At 72.3% G+C, this 22,674-nt stretch carries 19 protein-coding genes and 1 riboswitch; of the genes, 15 read left to right on the top strand and 4 right to left on the bottom strand.

All coding sequences use genetic code 11. From position 1 onward, the window contains the following. Window positions 1–126 precede the first annotated feature (126 nt). Entirely contained in the window at window positions 127–903 is a 777-nt protein-coding gene (locus tag FCH28_RS34595; protein WP_136744236.1) for a DUF4190 domain-containing protein, read from the bottom strand. 488 nt (window positions 904–1,391) lie between these two features. On the opposite strand from FCH28_RS34595, the gene FCH28_RS34590 reads away from it, so the two are divergent. The 7 genes from FCH28_RS34590 (at window position 1,392) to FCH28_RS34560 (ending at window position 11,265) form a co-directional block, all read left to right on the top strand. Beyond that, window positions 1,392–3,470, top strand: a complete 2,079-nt coding sequence (locus FCH28_RS34590) for an N-6 DNA methylase (protein WP_136744321.1) — start codon at window positions 1,392–1,394, stop codon at window positions 3,468–3,470. A gap of 307 nt (window positions 3,471–3,777) precedes the next feature. Continuing rightward, on the top strand, window positions 3,778–4,482 hold the full coding sequence (locus tag FCH28_RS38410; protein ID WP_169314327.1) for a hypothetical protein: 705 nt from the start codon (window positions 3,778–3,780) through the stop codon (window positions 4,480–4,482). Next, window positions 4,479–6,296: a serine/threonine-protein kinase gene (locus FCH28_RS34580; protein ID WP_136744230.1), complete on the top strand. Its 1,818-nt coding sequence runs from the start codon at window positions 4,479–4,481 to the stop codon at window positions 6,294–6,296. The genes FCH28_RS38410 and FCH28_RS34580 overlap by 4 nt, the downstream gene beginning before the upstream one ends. 207 nt (window positions 6,297–6,503) lie before the next feature. Continuing rightward, on the top strand, window positions 6,504–6,725 hold the full coding sequence (locus tag FCH28_RS34575; protein ID WP_136744227.1) for a hypothetical protein: 222 nt from the start codon (window positions 6,504–6,506) through the stop codon (window positions 6,723–6,725). Between the two features lie 421 nt (window positions 6,726–7,146). Beyond that, window positions 7,147–7,791 (top strand): SurA N-terminal domain-containing protein, encoded by a 645-nt coding sequence (locus FCH28_RS34570; protein WP_136744224.1) that lies wholly within the window; start codon window positions 7,147–7,149, stop codon window positions 7,789–7,791. Between the two features lie 116 nt (window positions 7,792–7,907). Next, window positions 7,908–8,930, top strand: a complete 1,023-nt coding sequence (locus FCH28_RS34565) for a nucleoside triphosphate pyrophosphohydrolase (RefSeq protein WP_136744221.1) — start codon at window positions 7,908–7,910, stop codon at window positions 8,928–8,930. A 34-nt stretch (window positions 8,931–8,964) separates the two neighbouring features. Beyond that, window positions 8,965–11,265, top strand: coding sequence for a tetratricopeptide repeat protein (locus FCH28_RS34560; protein WP_136744219.1), 2,301 nt, complete (start codon window positions 8,965–8,967; stop codon window positions 11,263–11,265). On the opposite strand, the gene FCH28_RS34555 is transcribed toward FCH28_RS34560, so the two are convergent. Further along, window positions 11,227–12,474 (bottom strand): MFS transporter, encoded by a 1,248-nt coding sequence (locus tag FCH28_RS34555; RefSeq protein ID WP_136744217.1) that lies wholly within the window; start codon window positions 12,472–12,474, stop codon window positions 11,227–11,229. The genes FCH28_RS34560 and FCH28_RS34555 overlap by 39 nt on opposite strands. Before the next feature lie 137 nt (window positions 12,475–12,611). On the opposite strand from FCH28_RS34555, the gene FCH28_RS34550 reads away from it, so the two are divergent. The 8 genes from FCH28_RS34550 (at window position 12,612) to FCH28_RS34515 (ending at window position 21,482) form a co-directional block, all read left to right on the top strand. Beyond that, window positions 12,612–13,523 carry a LysR family transcriptional regulator gene (locus FCH28_RS34550; protein WP_136744214.1) on the top strand — a complete coding sequence of 304 codons (912 nt, stop codon included), beginning with the start codon at window positions 12,612–12,614 and terminating at the stop codon, window positions 13,521–13,523. Between the two features lie 168 nt (window positions 13,524–13,691). Next, complete coding sequence (locus tag FCH28_RS34545; protein WP_136744319.1) at window positions 13,692–14,978, top strand: cytochrome P450 family protein; 1,287 nt, start codon at window positions 13,692–13,694, stop codon at window positions 14,976–14,978. Between the two features lie 462 nt (window positions 14,979–15,440). Then, window positions 15,441–16,430 carry a transglycosylase family protein gene (locus FCH28_RS34540; RefSeq protein WP_281289780.1) on the top strand — a complete coding sequence of 330 codons (990 nt, stop codon included), beginning with the start codon at window positions 15,441–15,443 and terminating at the stop codon, window positions 16,428–16,430. A 272-nt stretch (window positions 16,431–16,702) separates the two neighbouring features. Next, a riboswitch (cyclic di-AMP (ydaO/yuaA leader) is annotated at window positions 16,703–16,871 on the top strand. 7 nt (window positions 16,872–16,878) lie between these two features. Beyond that, window positions 16,879–17,538, top strand: coding sequence for a LysM peptidoglycan-binding domain-containing protein (locus FCH28_RS34535; RefSeq protein ID WP_136744208.1), 660 nt, complete (start codon window positions 16,879–16,881; stop codon window positions 17,536–17,538). A 415-nt stretch (window positions 17,539–17,953) separates the two neighbouring features. After that, window positions 17,954–19,234, top strand: a complete 1,281-nt coding sequence (gene eno, locus FCH28_RS34530; protein WP_136744206.1) for a phosphopyruvate hydratase — start codon at window positions 17,954–17,956, stop codon at window positions 19,232–19,234. A 169-nt stretch (window positions 19,235–19,403) separates the two neighbouring features. Further along, window positions 19,404–19,856 carry an FtsB family cell division protein gene (locus FCH28_RS34525; protein WP_136744204.1) on the top strand — a complete coding sequence of 151 codons (453 nt, stop codon included), beginning with the start codon at window positions 19,404–19,406 and terminating at the stop codon, window positions 19,854–19,856. Between the two features lie 82 nt (window positions 19,857–19,938). Further along, window positions 19,939–20,493: a DUF501 domain-containing protein gene (locus FCH28_RS34520; RefSeq protein ID WP_136744201.1), complete on the top strand. Its 555-nt coding sequence runs from the start codon at window positions 19,939–19,941 to the stop codon at window positions 20,491–20,493. Next, entirely contained in the window at window positions 20,490–21,482 is a 993-nt protein-coding gene (locus FCH28_RS34515) for a Ppx/GppA phosphatase family protein (protein ID WP_136744198.1), read from the top strand. Before FCH28_RS34520 ends, FCH28_RS34515 begins: the two co-directional genes overlap by 4 nt. A 275-nt stretch (window positions 21,483–21,757) precedes the next feature. Here FCH28_RS34515 and FCH28_RS34510 read toward each other — a convergent pair whose 3' ends face one another. Together FCH28_RS34510 and FCH28_RS34505 are read right to left on the bottom strand one after the other, a co-directional pair. Continuing rightward, window positions 21,758–22,027: a type II toxin-antitoxin system RelE family toxin gene (locus FCH28_RS34510; protein ID WP_136744195.1), complete on the bottom strand. Its 270-nt coding sequence runs from the start codon at window positions 22,025–22,027 to the stop codon at window positions 21,758–21,760. Then, window positions 22,024–22,296 carry a type II toxin-antitoxin system Phd/YefM family antitoxin gene (locus FCH28_RS34505; protein WP_136744193.1) on the bottom strand — a complete coding sequence of 91 codons (273 nt, stop codon included), beginning with the start codon at window positions 22,294–22,296 and terminating at the stop codon, window positions 22,024–22,026. The genes FCH28_RS34510 and FCH28_RS34505 overlap by 4 nt, the downstream gene beginning before the upstream one ends. Between the last annotated feature and the right edge of the window lie 378 nt (window positions 22,297–22,674).

The following is a 22,674-nucleotide window of genomic DNA, read 5'->3' as shown; positions in this document are numbered from 1 at the left end:
GCGGCCGCGGGGGGGGGGGGGGGGGCGGGGGGGCCGGGGGGGGGCCGTTGCGCCGGCACGCCGTCGGCCCGGAACCGCGAGGGAGCGGTTCCGGGCCGACGGCGTGTCGTACGGAGCTGGAGCGGATCAGAGGGTCAGCTTCCAGTTCGCGGGGTCGAGCAGGATGTCCGGCGTGATCTTGATGGAGAGTTCCTTGGCGGTCGGCGGAGCGTCGAAGACCATCTCCACGCTGTCGGACTCGTTGGGGTCGAGCGTCTTCTCCCAGTCGTGGTGGAGGATGCCGTGCTTGTCGTCGGCGACCTCCTCGGTCTTCTTGCCGTCGGCCTCGGCGTCGGTCGACATGAGCGGGTTGGTGGCCGCCTTGTCGCCGGTGTTCTTGAGCGTGACGGTGACCTTGTACGACTTGTTGCCCTCGGTGTGGCCGCTGATCAGGGTGTTCGGGTCGACGGTGAACGGGGTCGGCTTCGAGACGGTCACCTGGAGACCGTTGTTGTACTTCGCCGATTCACCCGGGCCGAGGTCCTTGATGTTGCTGCTGCTGCCCGACTGCTTGTCGAACTCCTCGTTCACCTCGTCGACGGCCTTGTTGACCGCCATCACGGTGACGATGACCCCGACGACCGCGAGGATGAGCGAGAGGGCGCCCAGGATCGTGCCGGTGAGCGCCACGCCCTTGTTGGTGGCCTGACCCTTCTTGACGCGGCCCATTCCCACGATGCCGAAGATCAGGGCCAGCAGGCCGAGCGGTCCGGCCAGCCAGAACAGGATCATCGGGATGCCGCTGAGCGCGCCGATGATGCCGAGGACAAGGGCGGCGACGCCGAGGCCGTTACGGGCCGCCTGGTGGCTGTGTGCACCGGCGGGCCCCTGCGGCGTGGGCTGGTACTGCATCTGCTGAGACATACGAGGGGCCCCTTCCGGGCTCTTGATCATTCCTGCCGAAGTGGTGCTGTGCAGCGGCGCCGTGCCATGCCGCCGTGAAGTCCTGCCGCCGAGCAGCGCCGTGTGAAGCGCCGCCGCGTCGTCGTGCCGTGAAGCGATGGGTCAATAACAACAGGTCCTGTGAACCGAGTCAACACGAGTCATCGAAGAAGAAATAAGTTCACGCTGTGAAGGGGTTGGTTCGCGTCGAATGGGTATGCTCGTTGACACACAGGTCGGGGTTATCGGGAGGACAAGGAGCCAGCCACGTGCCGGACAACGCATCACCGCACAGCGCGACGGTCGACATCGCGGCAGACGGCGGTCCGGCGGCGAGTTACGCGGGCGGCGCCCATCGCGCAGACGTCGCAGACGTCGCAGACGTCGCAGGCATCGCCCACGCGGAAGTCGCGGTCGGTGTCGTCGGCGCGGGCAACGCCGCAAGTGGCACGGCCGAGCGCGCCACCGAGGTGACCGCCGCCGGCATCGCCCGGCTCGCCGGCGTCGGCCGGGCCGCGGTCAGCAACTGGCGGCGCCGGCACGCCGACTTCCCCAAGCCGGTCGGCGGCACCGAGACCAGCCCCGCCTTCGCCCTCGGCGAGATCGAGCAATGGCTGCGCGACCAGGGCAAACTCGCCGAGGTCCCGCTGCGCGAGCGGGTCTGGCAGCAGCTCGTCGGACACCCGGCCGGCGCCGCCGTCGCGCTCCGTCAGGCCGGCGCCGTCCTGCTGCTCGCCCATGACCGGCCGGCCGCCTGGAAGCAGCTGCGCGGCGCCGCCGACGACACCGAGCTGACCGGCGTACTGCCCGCCATGCTCGAGGCCGTCCTCGCCGCCCGGCTCGGCGCCGACCACCCCGTGCGCGGTCTGACCCGCGAAGCGCTCGCCCCGTCCGCCGCGCTCGTCCGCGCCGCCGCCGATCTCGCCGCCGCGGACGGCGCCTCCCAGGCGTACGCCTTCCTGCTGGGCCGCCACCTGGACGCCAACCCCCGGCAGTACACCCTGACCCCGCCGGGCCCGGCCGCGCTGATGGCCGAACTGGCCGCGCCGGAAGGCCGGTTGGACATCGTCCTCGACCCGGCCTGCGGCGTCGGCGGCCTGCTGACCGCCGCCCAGGAGCGGGCGACGGACGCTGCCGAGGCCGGCGCCGCCCCCCTCGCGCTGCACGGCCAGGAGTCCGACCCCGACCTGGCCGCGCTCACCGCGCTCCGCCTCGCCCTCAGTGCCCCCGACGCCCAGGTCCGGGTGCGCGCCGCCGACACCCTGCGCGCCGACGCCTTCCCCGACCTCGCCGCCGACGCCGTTCTCGTCCACCCGCCGTTCAACGAACGCAACTGGGGCCACGACGAACTGGCCTACGACCCCCGCTGGGAGTACGGCTTCCCGGCCCGTACGGAATCCGAACTCGCCTGGGTCCAGCACGCGCTGGCCCGGCTGCGCCCCGGCGGCACCGCCGTCCTCCTCATGCCGCCCGCCGTCGCCTCCCGCCGCTCCGGCCGCCGGATCCGCGCCGACCTGCTGCGCCGCGGCGCACTGCGCGCCGTCATCGCGCTGCCCGCGGGCGCCGCTCCGCCCAACGGCGTGCCGCTGCACCTCTGGGTGCTGCGCAAGCCCGGCGGCAGCACCCCGCCCACCCCGCACCTCCTCGTCGTGGACACCGCGGCCCTCGCCGCCGGCGGCCGCGACAAACTCGACTGGCAGACCGTCCGCGCCACCGCCGTGGACGCCTGGCGGGCGTTCGACCGCGACGGCGGCATCGAGGAGGAACCCGGCGTACGACGCTCGCTGGCCGCCATCGACCTCCTCGACGACGATGTCGACCTCGCCCCCGCCCGGCACCTGCCGCCGCCCTCCGCGGCCGGCGGCCCCGCCGAACTCGCCCGCGTACGCGACCGGTTGACCGACACCCTCGCCCGTACGACACAGCTCACCCCGCGCCCCGCGGGCACCGACACCGCCCCCGCCCGCTGGCCGCTCACCACCCTCGGCGAACTCGCCCGCTCCGGCGCCCTGATCCTGCGCACCGGCGGCGCCGGCACCGCACCGTCCCCCAGCGGCGCGCCCCCCGTCCTCACCGACCACGACGTCATCGGCGCCACCGCGCCCTCCGGCACCCTCCCGGAAGCGCCCTCCTCCGGGCCCCCCGAGGAACCCGTCCTCCTCCTGACCGGCGATGTCGTCGTCCCGGTCCTCGGCGGCGGCGCGATCGCCCGGGTCATCGACGACGCCACCGCGGGCGCCGCCCTCGGCCGCAACCTCACCGTCCTGCGGCCCGATCCGGCCGCCCTCGACCCCTGGTTCCTCGCCGGATTCCTGCGCGGCACCGCCAACAACCGCCAGGCCAGCAGCTACGCCTCATCCGCCACCCGGCTCGACGTCCGCCGCCTCCAGCTGCCCCGGCTGCCGCTCGCCGAACAACGGCGCTACGGACAGCGCTTCCGCGACCTGGCCGACTTCGAAGAGGCCCTGCGCCTGGCGTCCCGGCTCGGCGAACAGCTCGTCCAGGGGCTGCACGACGGGCTGACCGACGGGTCGGTGGCGCCGGACTGACGGGCGGAGTCCCACGGCGGGGCTCCGATGGCCGGCGGGTCCGGCCGGCGGGCGAGAACGGGGCGAAGGGGGCGAGCGGGGCGAACGGGCCCCGCGCCGGGGCGACTCCGCCCCACGGAACGGCGGATCCCTCCGCCTCATTCCCTACAACCCCGCACACGCTGCCGCCGTCATATATACGCTCGCAGTTCGGTGCGCGCATCGCGTATCACGTATCCGTGCCCGCGGAGCCGAGGCGCGCCCAACACCCCGCGTGTGCGAGGCGATGCCGCCGCATCCGCCACCGCCGATCGATCAGGAGCAGTACATGCACGCCCCGGCCCCGGCCCACCCGCCGTACCAACCCCCGGCGCGGGGCACGGTCGTGGCGCTGAGGGTGTTCTTCGTGGCCGCCACCGTGCTCAGCGCCGGCCTCCTGGCCTGGATCGCGCTGCTGCGGGCCGCGCTCGTGCAGCGCAGACAGCTCGGCTGGTGGCTGTTCGGCGCCGACCTGGCCCTGCTCGTCGGCATCATCGTGGTGGTCGGCGTCTTCCCCGAGACGGACTGGCGCACGGACGCCGCGGTGGGGGCGCTGCTGCTGCAGATGGTGGGCGCCGTCGCCTACTACCTGGTCGCCGACACCCGGGGGCCGCGGATGCCCGGGTACGGCACGCGGTACGGCGCCTTCCAGCAGGCCGGATACGGAAGCGGGGCGGGCTACGGAGGCGGGTACGGGCCCGGCCCTGCGAACGGCCCCGGCACCGGGAACGGGTACGCAAACGGCAGCGGATACGGCTACCCCCCGGCGGCCTATCCCACCGCCCCCTCTCCCTCTCCGTACGGCCCGCCACCGGGGCCCGCCCCCACCCCGCCCCCCGTACACGCGCAGGAGACCCAGCCGTACGCCGGCCCCGCCCCCCACTCCGGCCCCCACCCCTCCCACGCGTCCCAGGAGCGGCCGCAGCGCATCGACCGGGTGCGGGCCGAGCTCGATGAGCTCAGCGACTACCTCCGCAAGGAGGAGGGCCGATGAACGGGCGGGTCATCGCAGAGCGCTACGAACTCTCCGCGCTGCTCGGCCAGGGCGGCATGGGCCAGGTCTGGATCGGCTACGACCGCCGCCTGGACCGCCGGGTCGGCGTCAAACTGCTGCGCCCCGACCGGGTGGCGGGCACACCGGACGGCGAGGAGATGCGCCGCCGCTTCGTCCGTGAATGCCGGGTCACGGCGCAGGTCGACCACCCGGGCCTCGTCACCGTCCACGACGCCGGCAGCGACGACGAAGACCTCTACCTGGTCATGCAGTACGTCGAGGGCGCCGACCTCTCCGACCACCTCGCCGAGCACGAGCCGTACCCCTGGCCGTGGGCGGTCTCGGTCGCCGCCCAGCTCTGCGCCGTGCTGGCGGCCGTGCACGCGGTCCCGATCGTCCACCGCGACCTCAAACCCCGCAATGTCATGATCCGGCCGGACGGTTCCCTGGTCGTCCTCGACCTCGGTATCGCCTCCGCCCTCGACACCGACACCACCCGCCTCACCCACACCGGCTCACCCATCGGCAGCCCCGCCTACATGGCCCCCGAACAGGCCATGGGCGGCGCGGTCGGCCCGCACACCGACCTCTACGCCCTCGGGGTGCTGCTGCACGAACTCCTCAGCGGCACCGTCCCGTTCGCCGCCTCCACCGCGCTCGGTGTGCTCCACCGCCATCTGCACGAAGAGCCCGTCCCGGTGCGCCGGCTGCGACCCGACGTCCCCGAGGCCCTCGAAGCGCTGGTCCTGCGCCTGCTGCGCAAGGACCCGCAGGCCCGCCCCGCCGACGCGCAGCAGGTCTACCAGGCGCTGACCCCGCTGCTCCCCGCCTCCGACGCCGGCCCGCACGCCGCACAGCCCCCGCATCCCCCGCTCGCCCCGATGGACCCCACCCGCCCGTTCCGCCGGCCGCACGCCCCCTGGCCGGTGCGCTCCGCGACACCGAACCCACCACCGACCCCGGCCCTGACCCCGATGCCGGCCCCGGCACCGGCCGAACCGGCGGTACTCGGCTCCGTACCCGCCCAACGCGCGGCCGCCGGCTCCAGCGCCCCGGAACCGGCGATGGCCGCCTCGGCGACCCCGGAACCGGCGATATCCGGCCCCGGCTCCGGGTACCCGTCCGCCGACCCAAGGACCTCAGGCTCGGCCCCCGACCCCCGCATCTCCGCCCCCGCGCCGGGCGGCCCCACCCCCCGCCCGCGGCCTGCACGCCCCGCACCGTCTGCCACGCCCGCGCCGCAGCCGGGCACCGGCCCGGACGTCGCCGGCGCCGTCGACGAGGTCAAGCACCTCCTCGACCAGGGACGGATCACCCGCGCCGTGGACATCCTCGGCGGCATCCTCCCGGCCGCCGCCGAACGGCACGGCGCGGAGTCCCCCGTGGTCCGCTCGCTGCGCAAGCAGTACGCCGCCACGCTCATGGACGACGGCCAGTACCGCCGGGCGCTGCCCGAACTCCGGCGTCTGGCCGAGGAGTTCGGCAAGGAGTCCGGCCCCGGCGCCACTCGCCAGTCACTCCAGTTCCACTACGAAGCCGCGCAGTGCCTGGAACAACTCGGCGAGGTCACACAGGCCCTGGAGGAGTTCCGCGCCCTGCTGCCGTACTTCGAGCGCGATCATGACGACCCCGTACGCCCCCTGGAGATCCGCCGCTCCATAGGTCAACTGCTCATAGCCCAGGGCGAATACGGCGCCGCCCAGGAAACCCTGTCCCGCCTCCTCTACGACGCGGAACGCCTACAGGGCCCGCACCATGCGTTTCCGGCGGAAGTCCGGCGGACGTTGTACTGGTTGGGGCAGGTGCGGGGGTAAGGGGAGAGGGGTCGGCGACCGCCTCGGGCGGTCGCCGGAACGCTCATGATCATCTCGAATGATCAATGATCAAGGGGAGATTGGCCGACTCCCGAGGACCCGTATGCCAGCCCCGATGAGCGGTGCTGGATTTTTCATATTAGCCTCCAAATCACTGTACGAAGTTGATCTGTTACAGATCGCAACCGTCTGCATAATGGAGGAGCAATGCGCAAGCTTCACAAGGCTGCCGTCGTGGCCGCCATCCTCGGCAGCGTCAGCTTCCTCGGAGCCCCCACTGCCTCCGCAGGTGGCCATGGGTGTAAGACGCACGACCTGAACGTCGACGTCCTTGGCAACGTCGGAGTCCTCAATGGTCTGCTGGGCAACTTGCTCAACGGCGAGGGCTCTCCGGGTGCTCAGGTCACCCACTTGGGCTCGACCTGCTGATATCGCGGTTGGTAGGCCGTGGAAAACCGAGTGGGTCCCGGCGTCCGAGTCGCAGGCTCGGCGCCGGGACCCAGTTTCCGGACCTCAGGCAACGGCCGGTCGCCGTGGCGGAGTTCGCGCGCCATGGGCCGTTCGTGCGGGACTGTATGTGCCACGCGGTGACTTCATGCCGGGGCGCATCGCTCCGCGCGGTCCTGAGCCCGTGACCGCCTCCCTCAACTCTTACCAGGGTGGGGGGCAATCGGCATGCCGTGCCTCATTCGCACCCGGTGGCGGAGTGATCAACGGGACAAGTGCCCAGAAACCCTCCGCGGCGTAGATCGTTGGCCGAAGGTGTGGCCTGGGCCACGCCGACTCCATAGCATCGATCACTCAAGGTCGAGACTCCGTCGCACGCTCCGCCGATCCGCCGGGAGGCCAAGTGTTCCGCCGTAGGACAGCGCTCTCCGTATCCGTCACCGCCGCCCTGCTGGCCGCGACGCCGCTGCTGGCCGCCTGTGGCAGCGACGCGCACCCGGGCGCCGCGGCCGTCGTGGAAGGGAAGCGGATCACCGTCTCGCAGTTGCAGGCGAGGGTGAAGCAGGTGCGCGACGCCCAGGCCAAGTCCCCGCAGGGCGGCCAACTGATCATGAACACCGGCCGGCTGAGCCTGGCCACCCTCAACGCGATGATCTTCGACGAGGTGCTGGCGCGCAGCGCCGAGGACGCCGGGGTCACGATCACCCGGAGCGACATCCAGAAGTGGCGCGCCCAGGCCGAGAAGCGTGCGGGCGGCGCCGCGCGGCTGCAGGCGATGTGGCTCCAGCAGGGCGTGGCGCCCCACGAGGTCGACGGCGTGGTCCGCAACCAGCTGCTGCTCGACGGCCTCGCCACGCACATCGGCGCGGACCGCGGCCAGCCGCAGGGCCAGCAGCGGCTCGCCGACGCACTGTCCAAGACCTCCCGGTCCATGGGCATCGATGTCAATCCGCGCTACGGCAAGTGGGACGACAAGCAGGTCATCCTCGGCGAGACGAAGTACCCGTGGATCACGCACGACGCCGGGGCCGGGCGGCAACCGGTCTGAGGAGACGACCGAGCCGGGGTCCTGCGGCTGCGCTGTCCATCCCCTCGGGCGGTAGCCGTTCGGGCGGTAGCCGTCCTGCGCCGGGCGTTGTCAGTGCGGTGCGTTACGTTCGATGCGTGAACGCTGACGCATCTGCCGCTGAGCCCGGCGCCGCGACCCGCCCCGAGGGCGGCGACACCGGACGCCTGGTCCTGCTCACCACCAGCCACCGGGTCGCCCCCGGGCTGCTGTCCTGGCCCGCGTGGCAGACGCTGCGCGAGGCCGACCGGGTGCTGTGCGCAGACCCGGACCACCCGCAGCTGCCCTATCTGCGGGAGGCCGGCATAGCGGTCGAGGAGGCCGCCCCCTCCGCCCGTGAGCTGGTCGACTACTGCGTCCAGGGCGCCCGCACCGCCGTCGTCCTGACCTCCGCCGTCGGCGAGAGCGCGCTCACGGACGGCCTGGCCCGGCTGGCCGGATCCGGCCGCGAGGCCATGCCCGACCTGGAACTGCTGCCCGGCTCGTACGACCTGCCCGGCGCCCGGCTGCTGGACCTCGTCCAGGTCATGGACCAGATCCGCGCCGACTGCCCGTGGAGCAGCATCCGTACGCATCAGGACCTCGCCAAGTACGGCATCGAGGAGGCGTACGAGCTGGTCGAGGCCATCGAGGCGGGCGACCGCGAGGAACTGCGCGAGGAACTGGGCGATGTGCTCCTCCAGGTCGTCTTCCACGCCCGCATCGCGCAGGACGACGCGGAGGAGCCGTTCTCCATCGACGACGTGGCCGGCACGATCGTCGAGAAGCTGGTCCACCGCCATCCGCATGTCTTCGGGGACGAGGCCGCCGCGACGCCCGAGGACGTCAAGGCGCACTGGCTGCGTACGAAGGCGATAGAGAAGCAGCGGGAGTCGGTGACGGAGGGTGTGCCGCTCGCCCAGCCCGGACTGGCGCTCGCGGCGAAGCTCGCCTCGCGGGTGCGGACGGCGGGCCTGGACGTCGCGCCGCCCGCGGGCGAGGGCATCGGGTACGAGCTGCTGGCGATGGCGGTACGGGCCGAGGCGGAGGGGATCGACCCGGAGGCGGCGCTGCGGGCGGCGGCGCGGGCCTATCGGGACGCGGTGGTGGTCGCCGAGGGGGGTGCGCAGGGCGCGGATTGAGTAGCGTGGGGGGAGGCTTGCATAGGGGGCGGGGGTGGAACCGGAGTTGGTGGCGCTGGCGGACTCTGGGGCGAGGGCCCTGGTCGGGGCCATGGGGACGGACGCCTGGGCGGAAGTGCGGACACGGGTCACGCACCTGTTCAGCGGAGCGTACGGCGGCACGGAACCGCCCCAATTGCCCGATGCCTCCGGGACGGTGGCGTCCTCGTTCGCGGTCCGGCTGCTGTGGCAGCTCAAGCTGCACGAGCTGCTCGAACGCGAGCCCCGGGCCGCCGATCCGCTCCGGGCCATCCTCGACGAGATTCCTCCCCGGCCGGTACCCACCCGGCCGGTACCCACCCGGCCCGTCGAGCCCGTCGGTGGTGTGCACAACACCGTCGCCGGCGGCACCCAGGGCAGCGTGGTCCAGGCGGCCTCCATCGGCACGGTCACCGTCCACACCAGCGCGTACGCGGAAACGCTCCTCGATCCCCAGGGCTGGCCCCAGGCCGAGGACGTGGACCGTATCGCCCTTGGCGTACGGCCCACCTACCGCAGGGACGGCCGCTCGCTGCCCCCTTACGTAGCCCGCGACCGTGACGAGGAACTCCTCTCGGCGATGACGCACGCCCGGTCGCACGGCGGGCTGGTGCTGGTGCTCGGCGAGCCGTTCACCGGCAAGTCACGCACCGCGCTGGAGGCCATGGCACAGGGGTTCGCCGGCTTCCGGGTCTTCGCCCCGGCGAGCGGCGCGGACCTGCGCGGACTGCCCGCCCTCTTACACGGCCGCCCCGGGCGTCACCTCGTCTGGCTCGACGATCTCGACGGACACCTCGGCGAAGGCGGACTGGAACCGCGACTGCTGGACCGGCTGACCGGCCTGCGCGTCGTCGTCCTCGCCACGATGCGCGACGACGCCTACGACGAGCACCGCCACACCCCGCACGGCCGCGTCCTCGACCTCGCACACACCGTTGAGCTGGGACATGAATGGAGCCCGGCGGAACGGGAGCGGCTCGCGCTGCGCGCCGGGGTCGAAGCGGATCCCCGGCTGACCGCCGCGGTCTGTTCGAGTGGTCCCGAGGGCGTGCCCGCCTACCTCGCTCTCGCCCCCCTCCTCTGGGAGGAGTGGTGGCGCGCCCGCCGCGCCGAACGGCACCCCCGTGGTCACGCCCTGGTCCGGGCCGCCCTCGACCTGGCCCGCTGCGGACTGGACGGGCCCCTGCCGATGTCCCTGCTCCTCAAGGTGCACGAGGGCTATGCGGACGTGGACGGCATGGACCGGGAGTCGATGGAGGACGCCCTCGCCTGGGCGACCGAGCGGCGCCACGGGCTGCTGCGGCTGCTCGTCCGCGTCACCGGCGATACATGGCGGGCCGCACCCTTTCTCGTCGAGGCCGCGGCCCGTCAGGAGGAGCTGCCCGCCGTGGACGGCCAGGTCTGGGGCTGTGCCCTGGAAGTGGCCCGTACGGACGGGGCGTACGACTACAAGGAGATCGCGGTCGGCGCACACGCCGCCTTCCATCGTGCCGCCGAGGCGGGGGACAGCACCGCGCTGCACAATCTCGGCCTGCTCGCCGAATCCCTTGGTGAGCTGGCGGACGCCGAGGGGTGGTTCCGGCGCGCGGCGGACGCCGGGCAGACGCAGTCCGCCGGGCGGCTGGGGCGGATGCTCGCCGAGCGGGGCGCGGGCAAGGAGGCGGAGCCGTTCCTGGAGATCGCCGCCGAGGCGGGGGACGCCGAGGCGGCGACGCTGCTGGGCAGGCTGTTGCGGGATCGGGCGGAGCGCTGGCTTCGGGCGGGAATGGGCGGGGGGAGCCCCGAGGCCGCCCACCGGCTCGGTGACCTGCTGCTCGGCAGTGGTGACGAGGACGACGCCCTGGCCTGCTACATCGAGGCGATCGACGCCGGGTATCCGCAGGTCGCCGCGAGCTTCGCCAGGCTCGGCCTCCTGTGGAACGACCGCGAAGAGGCCGAAGTCTGGTTTCGGCGGGCGGCGGACGCGGGCGACTGGCAGGCCCAGATGACGTTGCGCCACACCCTCGGCCCAAGGCGGCGCGTGGAGGACGCCGAACGGGAGCTCCGGGAATCGGCCGAAGAGGACAAGCCACTGGCCGCCGCCAATCTGGGCGTCCTGCTGGAGATGCGCGGCCGTCCGGACGAGGCCCGCACCTGGCACCTCAAGGCGTACGAGACCGGCGACCCCTACGGCGCCTTCCGCCTCGCCGAGCTCCACAAGAAGGACGGTGAGACGGCGGAGGCCCAGGCCTGGTACCGCAAGGCAGCGGACATGGGCCACCCCGGCGCCGAACGTGCCCTAGGCGAGAGCCCGGACGCGACCGTCGTCGACGACTGATCGCCGGCGCCGCGCCCGCACCCGCTCCGCGCCCCACACCCCCACGACGGCAGCCGCCAGCCCGGCCCCGACGCCACACACGCCACCCCACCCCGCCGCGACCCACACCGCCGACGTGAGTGCCGACCCGATCGCCCCGCCCACGAAGTAGCTGGTCATATAGGCCGAGTTGAGGCGGTTACGCGCTTCCGGGCGCACCCCGTACACCACGTTCTGGTTGCTGACGTGCACCGCCTGCACGGACAGGTCCAGCACGATCACGCCCACGAGCAGCGCCGCCAGCGACCAGGCCCCGCCGCCGCCGGCTGTCGCCAGCAGCCCCCACGACCCCAGCAGCAGGAACGCCGCGACGCCGGTGACCCGGTGCACCAGCCCCCGGTCCGCCAGCCGCCCGGCCGTCGACGCGGACAGCGAACCGGCCGCGCCCACCAGCCCCAGCAGCCCGATCGTCGATTCCTGCCAGCCGTAGCCCGGGCCGGACAGCAGGAACGCCATCGCCGTCCACAGCACGCTGAAGCCGGCGAAGGTCAGCGCGCCGAGCACCGCCCGCCAGCGCAGCACCGGCTCCTGGCCGAAGAGCGCGAGGGTGGAGCGCAGCAGGGCGGGATAGCGCAGGCCGACGGTGGTGCGCAGCGCCGGCAGGCGGAGCCGTAGCAGCAGCGCCATCAGCAGCATCAAGGCGGCGTTGACCCAGTAGACGGTGCGCCAGCCGCCGAGTTCGGCGAGCAGACCGGCGGCGGTACGGGCCAGCAGGATGCCCAGCAGCAGGCCGGTCATGACGGTGCCGACGGTGCGGCCGCGTTCGGCGGGTGCCGCGAGGGTCGCCGCGTACGGCACCACGACCTGGGCCGCGACCGAGGTGAGGCCGGTCAGGGCGGTGCCGGTGAGCAGCAGGACGGCGTTCGGCGCGCTCGCCGTGACGGTGAGGAAGAGGGCCGTCGCCAGCGTCAGGGTGACCGCAAGGCGGCGTCGTTCCAGCAGGTCACCGAGGGGGACGAGCAGCAGGAGCCCGAGTCCGTAGCCGACCTGGGCGACGGTCACCACCAGCGCGGCGGTGGAGGCGGCCAGGTGAAGGTCGCGGCCGATGGTGTCCAGGAGGGGCTGGGCGAAGTAGTTGCCGGCGACGGAGAGGCCGGCGGCGACGGACATCAGGAGCAGCGTGCCGCGGCCCAGCCGGCGCGGTTCCGGTTGGTCGTCGTCAGGTTCCATGCAGGACCTCCCCGTATCAGGCCCGCGGCCACGGTGGCGCGGGCACCACCCAGCCTCCGCCCCAACCGATCAATGAGTCCAACGCATAGTTTTCATCGCATCCATCGCGCATCACGATCGATGGCTACGATCGATGGATGGAGCTCCAGCAGATGCGCTACGTCGTCGCGGTCGCCGAGACCGGTGGGTTCACCCGGGCCGCCGAGCGCTGCCATGTGGTGCAGTCCGCGCTCAGCCACCAGATCGCCCGGCTGGAGAAGGAGCTGGGCGCCCGGCTCTTCGACCGGACCAGCCGCAGCGTCCGGCTCACCGCGGCGGGCGAGGTCTTCGTCCCGGTCGCCCGGCAGGCGCTGCAGGCGGCCGAGCGGGCGCGCGCCGAGGTGGAGGCGGCGACCGGTGAGGTGCGCGGCCGGCTCGCGGTGGGCGCGATCTCGACCGTCGCGGCCGTCGATCTGGCCCGTGAGCTGGGCGCTTTCCGTAACCGCTGCCCCAAGGTGCGGATCGGTCTGCAGATGGAGATGAGCGATGCGCTGATCGAGCAGGTGCGGCAGGGGGCGCTGGATGTCGCCTTCGTCGGGCTGGTGCCCGGCGCGCGCACCGTCGGCGTACGGGAGAAGGAGCTGGCGCGCGGCGAGCTGGTCGCCGTCGTGCCGCCGGGGCATCCGCTGGCCGGGCGGGAGTGGACCACGCTGGCGCGGCTGGCGCGGGAGACGTTCGTCGACTTCACGGCGGGGTCGGCGGCCCGCCGCCAGCGCGATGAGGCGTTCCGTGCGGCGGGGCTGACCTCGGAGGTGGCGTTCGAGGTGACCACCGTCGAGTTCCTGGCGAAGCTGGTACGGGCCGGGCTCGGCGTCGGCATGGTGCCGGAGGCGATCGCCTCCGAGCTGTCCGGGCTGCACATCGTGCGGGTACGGCCGGCGCCCGAGCGTACGGAGCGGGTGGTGTGGAGCGCGCTGGGCCCGTCACCCGCGGCCGCGGCGTTCCTGGCGGGGCTGGGCATCGAGACGGGGCCGGGGGAGCGGAGCCGTGCGGGGGCGCGGGACGGGTGAGCCGTACGGGGCGGCCAGGCCCCGAGGGGTGTGCGGGGCTCGGGTTACGGTCGAGAGGTGCACGACAAGTCCGACGACGCCCCCCGCGCCACCACCGACGCCCCATTCGCCGGCGCCCCCGACCCGACCGCTGAGCCCCGCACCGGCGCCGGCCCCGCAGGCGCATCCATAGGCTGCCCCGTAGCCCAGGCGGCCGCCCCGCGCGCCCCCGCCCCCGAGCTCTTCACCTGGGAGTTCGCCGCCGACCCCTACCCCGCGTACGCCTGGCTGCGCGCGCATGCGCCGGTGCACCGGACCGCGCTGCCCAGCGGCGTCGAGGCATGGCTGGTGACCCGCTACCCGGACGCCCGGCAGGCGCTCGCCGACGTCCGGCTCTCGAAGAACCCGGTGCACCACAGCGAGGCGGCACACGGCAAGGGCAAGGTCGGCATTCCGGGCGAGCGCAGCGCCAACCTGATGACGCATCTGCTCAATATCGACCCGCCGGACCACACCCGGCTGCGCCGGCTGGTCTCGAAGGCGTTCACCCCGCGACGGGTGGCCGCCTTCGCGCCGCGCGTACAGGAGCTGACCGACACGCTCATCGCCGGCTTCGCGGAGCGCGGCGAGGCGGACCTCATCCACGAGTTCGCGTTCCCGCTGCCCATCTACGCCATCTGCGATCTGCTCGGCGTCCCGCGCGAGGACCAGGACGACTTCCGCGACTGGGCCGGAATGATGATCCGGCACGGCGGAGGGCCGCGCGGCGGAGTGGCTCGGTCCGTGAAGAAGATGCGCGGCTATCTCGCCGAGCTCATCCACCGCAAGCGCGAAACCCTGGGGGACACCCCCGCCCCGGACGAGGACCTGATCTCCGGCCTGATCCGGGCCTCCGACCATGGCGAGCACCTCACCGAGAACGAGGTCGCCGCGATGGCGTTCATCCTGCTCTTCGCCGGTTTCGAGACCACCGTGAACCTCATCGGCAACGGGACGTACGCGCTGCTGCGCAACCCCGCCCAGCGCGAGCTGCTGCAGAAGTCGATCGAGGCGGGTGACGCCGAGCTGCTCGCCACCGGCGTCGAGGAACTGCTGCGCTACGACGGCCCGGTGGAGCTGGCGACCTGGCGGTTCGCGACCTGCGATCTGACGCTGGGCGGGCAGCGGATAGCCGAGGGGGACCCGGTCCTGGTCGTGCTGGCGGCCGCCGACCGCGACCCGGCGCGCTTCGCCGAGCCGGACGTCCTCGATCTCACCCGCCGTGACAACCCGCATCTGGGATACGGCCATGGCATCCACTACTGCCTGGGCGCACCGCTGGCCCGGCTCGAAGGGCAGACCGCTCTGGCGACGCTGCTGACCCGCCTCCCGGACATCCGGCTTGCGGCGGAACCGGATGATTTGCGGTGGCGGGGCGGGCTCATCATGCGCGGACTGCGGTCCCTGCCGGTGGAGTTCACGCCGACGAGGCCATGACCCTGAGTGAAACCCGGGCAAGTCCTGGGCAGGCCCGGGAATTTCCGAGGAATCTTTGGTCCGGCCCCGACGAAATTTCCGCGGGATTCCCGATGCCGCTCCGATGCAGCTCCGGCCGTATGGCGGCGCGTAATTGACTGCCTGTCAGCGGCGTGACCTTTACGTGATCTCCGCTACACCGGCTTGTGACTCCCCGTGGCCCCCGCTACCTTTCGACCGAACCGAACGAGCTTCGCCGGGCCCCGGTCGTACGGGGTCTGCCGGCTTGCTGGAACGGCCGGCGCGGGGCGGCGGGGAACCGCCGAGGTGCCCTGCGGCGTCCTATTCGACAGCTCGTTCGAGAGATCTCGTTCGCGAGCTCACCGACAACTCAACCGCCGCTCGAAAGGCAACCGCATGCGCTCCGGGAACGGCCGACACCGTCGCCCCCGTCAGGCACCGGCCATCTTTGTCACGGCGGGAGTGACCGGCTCCGCCATCGCCATTCCGCTGCTCGGCGCCAGTGGTGCGCACGCCGCCGACACCGCGACCTGGGACCGGGTCGCACAGTGCGAGAGCGGCGGGATGTGGAGCGCCGCCTCGGGCAACGGCTTCTACGGCGGCCTCCAGCTGACCCAGGAGATGTGGGACGACTACGGCGGCGGGGCGTACGCCTCGCGCCCCGACCTCGCCAGCCGCGCCCAGCAGATATCCGTGGCCGAGCAGATCCTGGCCGACCGCGGTCCGGACGCCTGGCCCAGCTGCGCGGTGAACGCGGGGCTGAAGAAGGGCGGCGGCGCGCCGGACGTCGACCCGGGCGGCACGGGCGCCCCGACGCCCCCCGGGTCGGACACCGGCGACTCCTCGGACACCGGCGACTCCTCCGACCCCTCGGACCCCGCGGACTCCTCGGGCCCGCTGGATCCCCTGGACCCGTCGGACCCGTCCGACACCTCTGACCCCTCGGACGACTCGTCGGAGTCCGCCGACCCGTCCGACCCGTCCGGCTCGGCCGACCCGGATGACCCCTCGGACTCCCCCGGCTCCTCGGACGACTCCGAGACGCCCGGCGACCCCTCGAAGACCCCCCGTCCGTCCGACCCCGCCACCCCGGGCGGCGACCGGGGCGAGGGCGAGGACGCGTCCCGTCCCGCCGACCCGGGCCCCACGCCGAGCGACCGGCCCGCCAAGGGCAGGCACCGCGGCGACACGGACGAGAGCGAGGACAAGGGCGGCAAGAGCGACGGCGACCGGCCGTCCGGTCGGCACGCCTCGCGCGGCGACGACGCGCGCAGTACGCCTCCGGCGACCGACGGCGACTACGCCGTGCGCCCGGGTGACACCCTGTCAGCCATCGCGGCGGCCCATGAGCTGCCCGGCGGCTGGAACGCGCTCTACGACCGCAACAAGGGTGTCATCGGCTCCGACGCCGACCTGATCCACCCAGGTCAGCACCTCGATCTCGGGCGCTGAGCGGGGTAGTTAGGGCCTGTCCGGACGGGTCGGTGCCCGTTTCAGGGAAAGTGAGACATGGATCTCGTTCCGTGAGGCGGTGTCCGACCCGTCCGGCTTTTCCATACCGCGTCCTGCCTGCGGAAATATGGGCTTCTCGTGACCAAACGTTGTCAACTTGGTTCAGAAGACGGGGTTTGAACCGCGACGAGGTTCCTGTTTACGGTCGGGACCGCTCGCCAAAGCGGGCTCTTCGATCACACGCCGAATCCTGCCGGTGGTCGGAGACAGTCGACGCGCAAGCGCCGAAGGCAGGAGCGGGGGACCCAAGGTAAGTGCCGGCCCCACCCGCGCAAGCGGGCCCACCGGCTTGGGGTGAAGCCGTGTGTGCAGACACACGGCCGGGCAACTCACATGGCCCGAACCCGACAGCTCACCTCGTAGGCGTCGGTGAGGAAACGAACCAGACATGCTGATCAACAAGGGCAAGCACCGTCGTCCGTCCAAGGCCGTCCGCGTCGTCACGCTGGCCGGTGTCGCCGGTGCCGCCGTGGCCGTCCCGCTGATGGCCGCCTCCTCCGCCTCCGCCGCGTCCGTCGAGACCTGGGACAAGGTCGCCCAGTGCGAGTCCGGCGGCAACTGGTCGATCAACACCGGCAACGGCTACTACGGTGGCCTGCAGTTCTCGAACTCCAGCTGGGCCGCGGCCGGCGGCACCCAGTACGCGCCGCGCGCCGACCTGGCCACCAAGAGCCAGCAGATAGCCGCCGCCGAGAAGCTGCTCGCCATCCAGGGCCCGGGCGCCTGGACCTGCGCGGGCGCGGGCAACCTGACCGCCGGCGGCCCCGCCGCCGACGTCGACACCTCCGGCTCCGCCGAGACCAAGTCCGCGCCGCAGAAGCAGGCCGAGGACACCGTCAAGACGACCCCCGCCCCCCAGCAGGAGAAGTCGCAGCCGGCCCCGAAGAAGTCCAACGGCTCCGGGAACTACACCGTGAAGGCCGGCGACACCCTGGCCAAGATCGCCAAGGCGCACGGCACCGACTGGAAGTCGGTCTACGCGGACAACAAGTCCGTCATCGGCGGCAACCCGAACCTGATCTTCCCGGGCCAGCAGCTCAACATCTGAGCCACCCCGCTCCGTAGGTGAGTGGCCGCTCCCGGCATCCGAGCCCGGCCCGAGCCCGGCCCCGCAGCGTCCGGGCCCGGCCCCACCGCATCCGAGCCGCCGAGGCATCCGAGCCGGCTCCGCAGCGGAAACCGCTCTTCCGCGATCCCGCCCCGTCCGGCGCGCCGTCCCCCCAGCGCGCCGGACGGGGCTTCGCCGCGCCGTGGCCCCGACCGCGGCCCGCCGCAAGCCCGTGACCGGCACCGTTCCGCGGTATTCCGCACCCCGCGAACAATGCCCCAAAAGTCCCGTGAACTGGGCCTTTGGGCTCTATGTTCCGTAATTCCGTCCCACGGAGCGGGCCGAGGGCGAGCGGATGCTCCGCGGCCGGTTAGGCTCGTGCTGCAGAACTCCAGACACCCATGAAGGAGACAACGTGCCGTCCATCGACGTCGTCGTAGCCCGCGAAATTCTCGACTCGCGAGGTAATCCCACGGTCGAGGTCGAGGTCGGCCTCGACGACGGCAGCACGGGCCGTGCCGCCGTTCCGTCCGGCGCCTCGACCGGCGCCTTCGAGGCCATCGAGCTCCGCGACGGCGACCCGAACCGCTACCTCGGCAAGGGCGTCGAGAAGGCCGTTCTGGCCGTCATCGAGCAGATCGGCCCGGAGCTCGTCGGCTACGACGCGACCGAGCAGCGGCTGATCGACCAGGCGATGTTCGACCTGGACGCCACCGAGAACAAGGGCTCCCTCGGCGCCAACGCCATCCTCGGCGTCTCCCTCGCCGTCGCGCACGCCGCCTCCGAGGCCAGCGACCTCCCGCTGTTCCGCTACCTCGGCGGCCCGAACGCGCACGTCCTGCCCGTCCCGATGATGAACATCCTGAACGGCGGCTCGCACGCCGACTCCAACGTGGACATCCAGGAGTTCATGATCGCCCCGATCGGCGCGGAGTCCTTCTCCGAGGCGCTGCGCTGGGGCGCCGAGGTCTACCACACCCTCAAGAAAGTCCTGAAGGCCAAGGGCCTGGCCACCGGCCTGGGCGACGAGGGCGGCTTCGCCCCGAACCTGGGCTCCAACCGCGAGGCCCTCGACCTCATCCTCGAGGCCATCAAGGAAGCCGGTTACGCCCCCGGCCAGGACATCGCGCTCGCGCTGGACGTCGCCGCCTCCGAGTTCTACAAGGACGGCAAGTACCAGTTCGAGGGCAAGGAGCGCTCGGCCGCCGAGATGACCGAGTACTACGCGGAGCTGGTCGAGGCCTACCCGCTGGTCTCCATCGAGGACCCGCTGTTCGAGGACGACTGGGCCGGCTGGAACGTCATCACCGAGAAGCTCGGCGCCAAGGTGCAGCTCGTCGGCGACGACCTCTTCGTCACCAACCCCGAGCGCCTGGCCCGCGGCATCGAGGAGAACTCCGCCAACGCCCTGCTGGTCAAGGTCAACCAGATCGGCTCGCTGACCGAGACCCTGGACGCCGTCGAGCTGGCCCAGCGCAACGGCTTCAAGTGCATGATGTCGCACCGCTCCGGTGAGACCGAGGACGTCACCATCGCCGACCTCGCCGTCGCCACCAACTGCGGCCAGATCAAGACCGGCGCCCCGGCCCGCTCCGAGCGCGTCGCCAAGTACAACCAGCTGCTGCGCATCGAGGAGATCCTCGACGACGCGGCGGTCTACGCGGGCCGCTCCGCCTTCCCGCGCTTCAAGGGCTGAGCCACGGGCTGAGCCGAGGGCTGAGCCAAGGCCTGCCGAGCCGGCCAAAGGCCCCAGCTTTCGTACGTCCCCGCCGACGGTCCCGTACCGTTGCCGGGGACGTACGTGGTTGTGCGTGCTGAAGCCGTCAGTGACTCAAGAAGCCGTCAGTGACTCAAGGGGAGGCGACGTGCCCGCGGACCGGTTCTCGACCGCGACCCGACTCAAGGCGCTCGGCGAGCAGGCCGCCGCCCGCGTCTACCGGGCCCGGCCGGCCCGCCGCAACCGCCTCACCGGCCGCGCCGCCCTGCTGGCCCTGGTGATGTGCTCACTGGTCGTCGCCCTCGCGTACCCGATACGGCAGTACATCTCGCAGCGCTCGGACATCGGCGAACAGCGCCGCAAGGCCCAGGAGGCGGCCAGGGAGCTGGACCGGCTGCGCGACGAGAAGGCCCGCTGGCAGGATGCGGCCTATGTCCGGCAGCAGGCCCGCCGGCATCTGCACTACGTCATGCCGGGGGAGACCGGATATATCGTCCAGGACGGCTCCGGCTCCCGCACCGCCCAGAAGGGGGCGGAAGCGGCGCCGCGCCCCTGGTACGAGAATCTGTGGGAGGGCGTCGACTCCGCCGACAAGCGGTAGGACGTACGCGCCCCCACTCTCACCCGCACTCCACGCCTGCACCCCTGCACCCCTCCACCCGTTCACCTCACCGAAAGCGCACATGGACACCGCCCCGCCCAAGACCGAGCCCACCGAGCCCACCGCCGCGGACATCGCCGCCTTCAAGGAGCAGCTGGGCCGGCCCCCGCGCGGCCTGCGCGCCATCGCGCACCGCTGCCCCTGCGGGCAGCCGGACGTCGTCGAGACGGCGCCGCGCCTGGAGGACGGCACGCCCTTCCCCACGCTCTACTACCTCACCTGCCCGCGCGCGGCCTCCGCGATCGGCACGCTGGAGGCCAACGGCGTGATGAAGGAGATGACCGAGCGGCTGGCGACCGACCCCGAGCTGGCCGCCGCCTACCGCGCGGCGCACGAGGACTACATCCGTCGGCGGGACGCCATCGAGGTGCTGGAGGGCTTCCCGAGCGCCGGCGGCATGCCCGACCGGGTCAAGTGCCTGCATGTGCTGGTCGGCCACTCGCTCGCCGCCGGCCCCGGCGTCAACCCGCTGGGCGACGAGGCCATCGCGATGCTGCCCGAGTGGTGGAAGAAGGGGCCGTGCGTGTCCCCTTGCGCGGACACGGACCAGCACGCTTCCGAAGGAGACGCCAAGTGACGCGGGTCGCGGCCATCGACTGCGGTACGAACTCCATCCGGCTGCTGGTCGCCGACGCCGACCCGGAATCCGGCGAGATCACGGACCTGGACCGCCGGATGGAGATCGTCCGGCTGGGCCAGGGCGTCGACCGGACCGGACGGCTGGCTCCCGAGGCGCTGGAGCGCACCTTCGCCGCCTGCCGGCAGTACGCCGCAGTGATCAAGGAGCTGGGCGCCGAGCGGATCCGCTTCGTGGCCACCTCCGCCTCGCGTGACGCCGAGAACCGCGCGGACTTCGTCCGTGGTGTGGTGGACATCCTGGGCGTGCAGCCCGAGGTGATCACCGGCGACCAGGAGGCGGAGTTCTCCTTCACCGGCGCCACCAAGGAGCTGGCCGGCCGCGCCGATGTGGCCGCGCCCTACCTGGTGGTGGACATCGGCGGCGGCTCGACCGAGTTCGTCCTCGGCGACGGCTCCGTACGCGCCGCGCGCTCCGTGGACGTCGGCTGCGTACGGATGACCGAGCGCCACCTGCTGCGCGACGGTGCGGCCCACCCGTCTCCCGACCACCGCCCCTCAACGAGTGCTTCGCACGCCTCTCTCATCGACCCGCCGACCCCCGGTCAGATCACCGCCATAAAGGCCGATATCGCCGAGGCGCTGGACCGCGCCGAGGAGACCGTCCCGCTGGGCGAGGCCGCCACCCTCGTCGGCCTGGCCGGTTCCGTGACCACCGTCGCCGCCATCGCCCTGGGCCTGAACAGCTACGACTCCGAGGCCATCCACCACTCCCGGCTCTCTCTCGCCAAGGTCCAGGAGATCACCGGCGACCTGCTGGCCTCCACCCACGCCGAGCGGGCGGCCATCCCCGTCATGCACCCGGGCCGCGTCGATGTGATCGCCGCGGGCGCGCTCGTACTGCTGTCGATCATGGAGCGCACGGGCGCCGAGGAGGTCGTCGTCAGCGAACACGACATTCTCGACGGGATCGCCTGGAGCATCGCCTGAGGAAGCCGCCGCGACCGGCCGGCTCCGCCCTCGCAGACGCCTGAGTCAGCCCTGGCACACCATCGCTGCCAGGCTGCACTCGGTGTGCAGGAAGAAGGTGAACCAGCCGTCGAGGTCGTCGCCCCAGGGATCGCCCAGAGCGATCTGGGCTATGCAGGGCATGAGCTTCCGGCACACCGGACACGTCGGATACTCGGCGTCGTCCCGCCACTCGGGCTGCCCGCCGATCGCCGAGCCGCCCGGAGCCACAGGACTCGGGGCGCGGCTACGGGCACTCAGATGTTGCGGTAGACGTCGCGACGGTCGCCGACTTTGACGACGAGGATGACGAGCTCGCCGTCCAGGATCTGGTAGGCGACCCGGTAGCTGCCGACCCGGAGTCGGTAGAGCCCGGACGGCCCGGTGAGCTTCTTGACGTCGACATCCTCGCGGTACGGGTCGTCGCCAAGTGCAGTCAGCGCGGCAAGGATGCGCATGGCGGTCGGCCGGTCGATTGCCCGGAGTTGCCGCTGTGCCGCCGTGGTGAACCGGAACGCGTACTTCACGCCGCGCCTTCGCCGCGCTCGCTGAACAGGTCGGCCAGCAGCTCGGCCATGGTCACGGTCGGACCGCCTTCGGCCAGCACCGCTTCGGCCTCGCGCGCGAGCAACTCGTCGGCCGCTTCTTCCAGTGCGTTGAAGTCCGCGATGGGTACGAGAGCCGCCACGGGATCACCGTTGCGCGTGATTATCGTCGGGGTGCCCCGCTCGGCACGGTTGATGTGGTCCGCAAGGTGCGCACGGGCTTCGCGCACGGTCACACTGCTCTCGTCCATGAGGGAAGTGTACGCGCAAACGTGTACACCAGCCATCCTGGTCGCGCCGGAGTGCCGTCGGCTGCAAGGGGGCTTCCGCGGGAATGCTGGACGGGATTGCCCGGAGCCTCACCTGAGGCTCCGCCCGGTACGCCTGCCGTCGGTCGCGGCCCGCTCGATGAGATCTTCCAGGTCTTCGATCACCCGTCGGGCAGGCCCTGGCAACGGCCTCTGACAACGGGCCTTTGAGCGTGACCGCCACCGTCTGAGCGGCCTTCAGGGGCTCTGTGGGGGCCTGCCCCGGGGTTCCGCGGAGAAAGTTCGTGAAATCCTTCACATGAAAAACCCGCCGCGCGGGCGAACATTCGGGCCTTCTGGCCCTCATTCGAAGGTCTTAGG

The sequence above is a fragment of the Streptomyces piniterrae genome (genome assembly GCF_005048155.1).
Classification (GTDB): Bacteria; Actinomycetota; Actinomycetes; order Streptomycetales; family Streptomycetaceae; genus Streptomyces; species Streptomyces piniterrae.
The sequence above is the reverse complement of the archived record's forward strand: the minus strand, read 5'-3'. Positions and strand labels throughout refer to the sequence as shown.

Bases quoted from the DNA above. Each gene is read 5' to 3' on its own strand.
- FCH28_RS34595 (WP_136744236.1), bottom strand. From the start codon at position 903: ATGTCTCAGCAGATGCAGTACCAGCCCACGCCGCAGGGGCCCGCCGGT.
- FCH28_RS38410 (WP_169314327.1), top strand. From the start codon at position 3,778: ATGCACGCCCCGGCCCCGGCCCACCCGCCGTACCAACCCCCGGCGCGG.
- FCH28_RS34580 (WP_136744230.1), top strand. From the start codon at position 4,479: ATGAACGGGCGGGTCATCGCAGAGCGCTACGAACTCTCCGCGCTGCTC.
- FCH28_RS34575 (WP_136744227.1), top strand. From the start codon at position 6,504: ATGCGCAAGCTTCACAAGGCTGCCGTCGTGGCCGCCATCCTCGGCAGC.
- FCH28_RS34555 (WP_136744217.1), bottom strand. From the start codon at position 12,474: ATGGAACCTGACGACGACCAACCGGAACCGCGCCGGCTGGGCCGCGGC.
- FCH28_RS34550 (WP_136744214.1), top strand. From the start codon at position 12,612: ATGGAGCTCCAGCAGATGCGCTACGTCGTCGCGGTCGCCGAGACCGGT.
- FCH28_RS34535 (WP_136744208.1), top strand. From the start codon at position 16,879: ATGCTGATCAACAAGGGCAAGCACCGTCGTCCGTCCAAGGCCGTCCGC.
- FCH28_RS34520 (WP_136744201.1), top strand. From the start codon at position 19,939: ATGGACACCGCCCCGCCCAAGACCGAGCCCACCGAGCCCACCGCCGCG.
- FCH28_RS34505 (WP_136744193.1), bottom strand. From the start codon at position 22,296: ATGGACGAGAGCAGTGTGACCGTGCGCGAAGCCCGTGCGCACCTTGCG.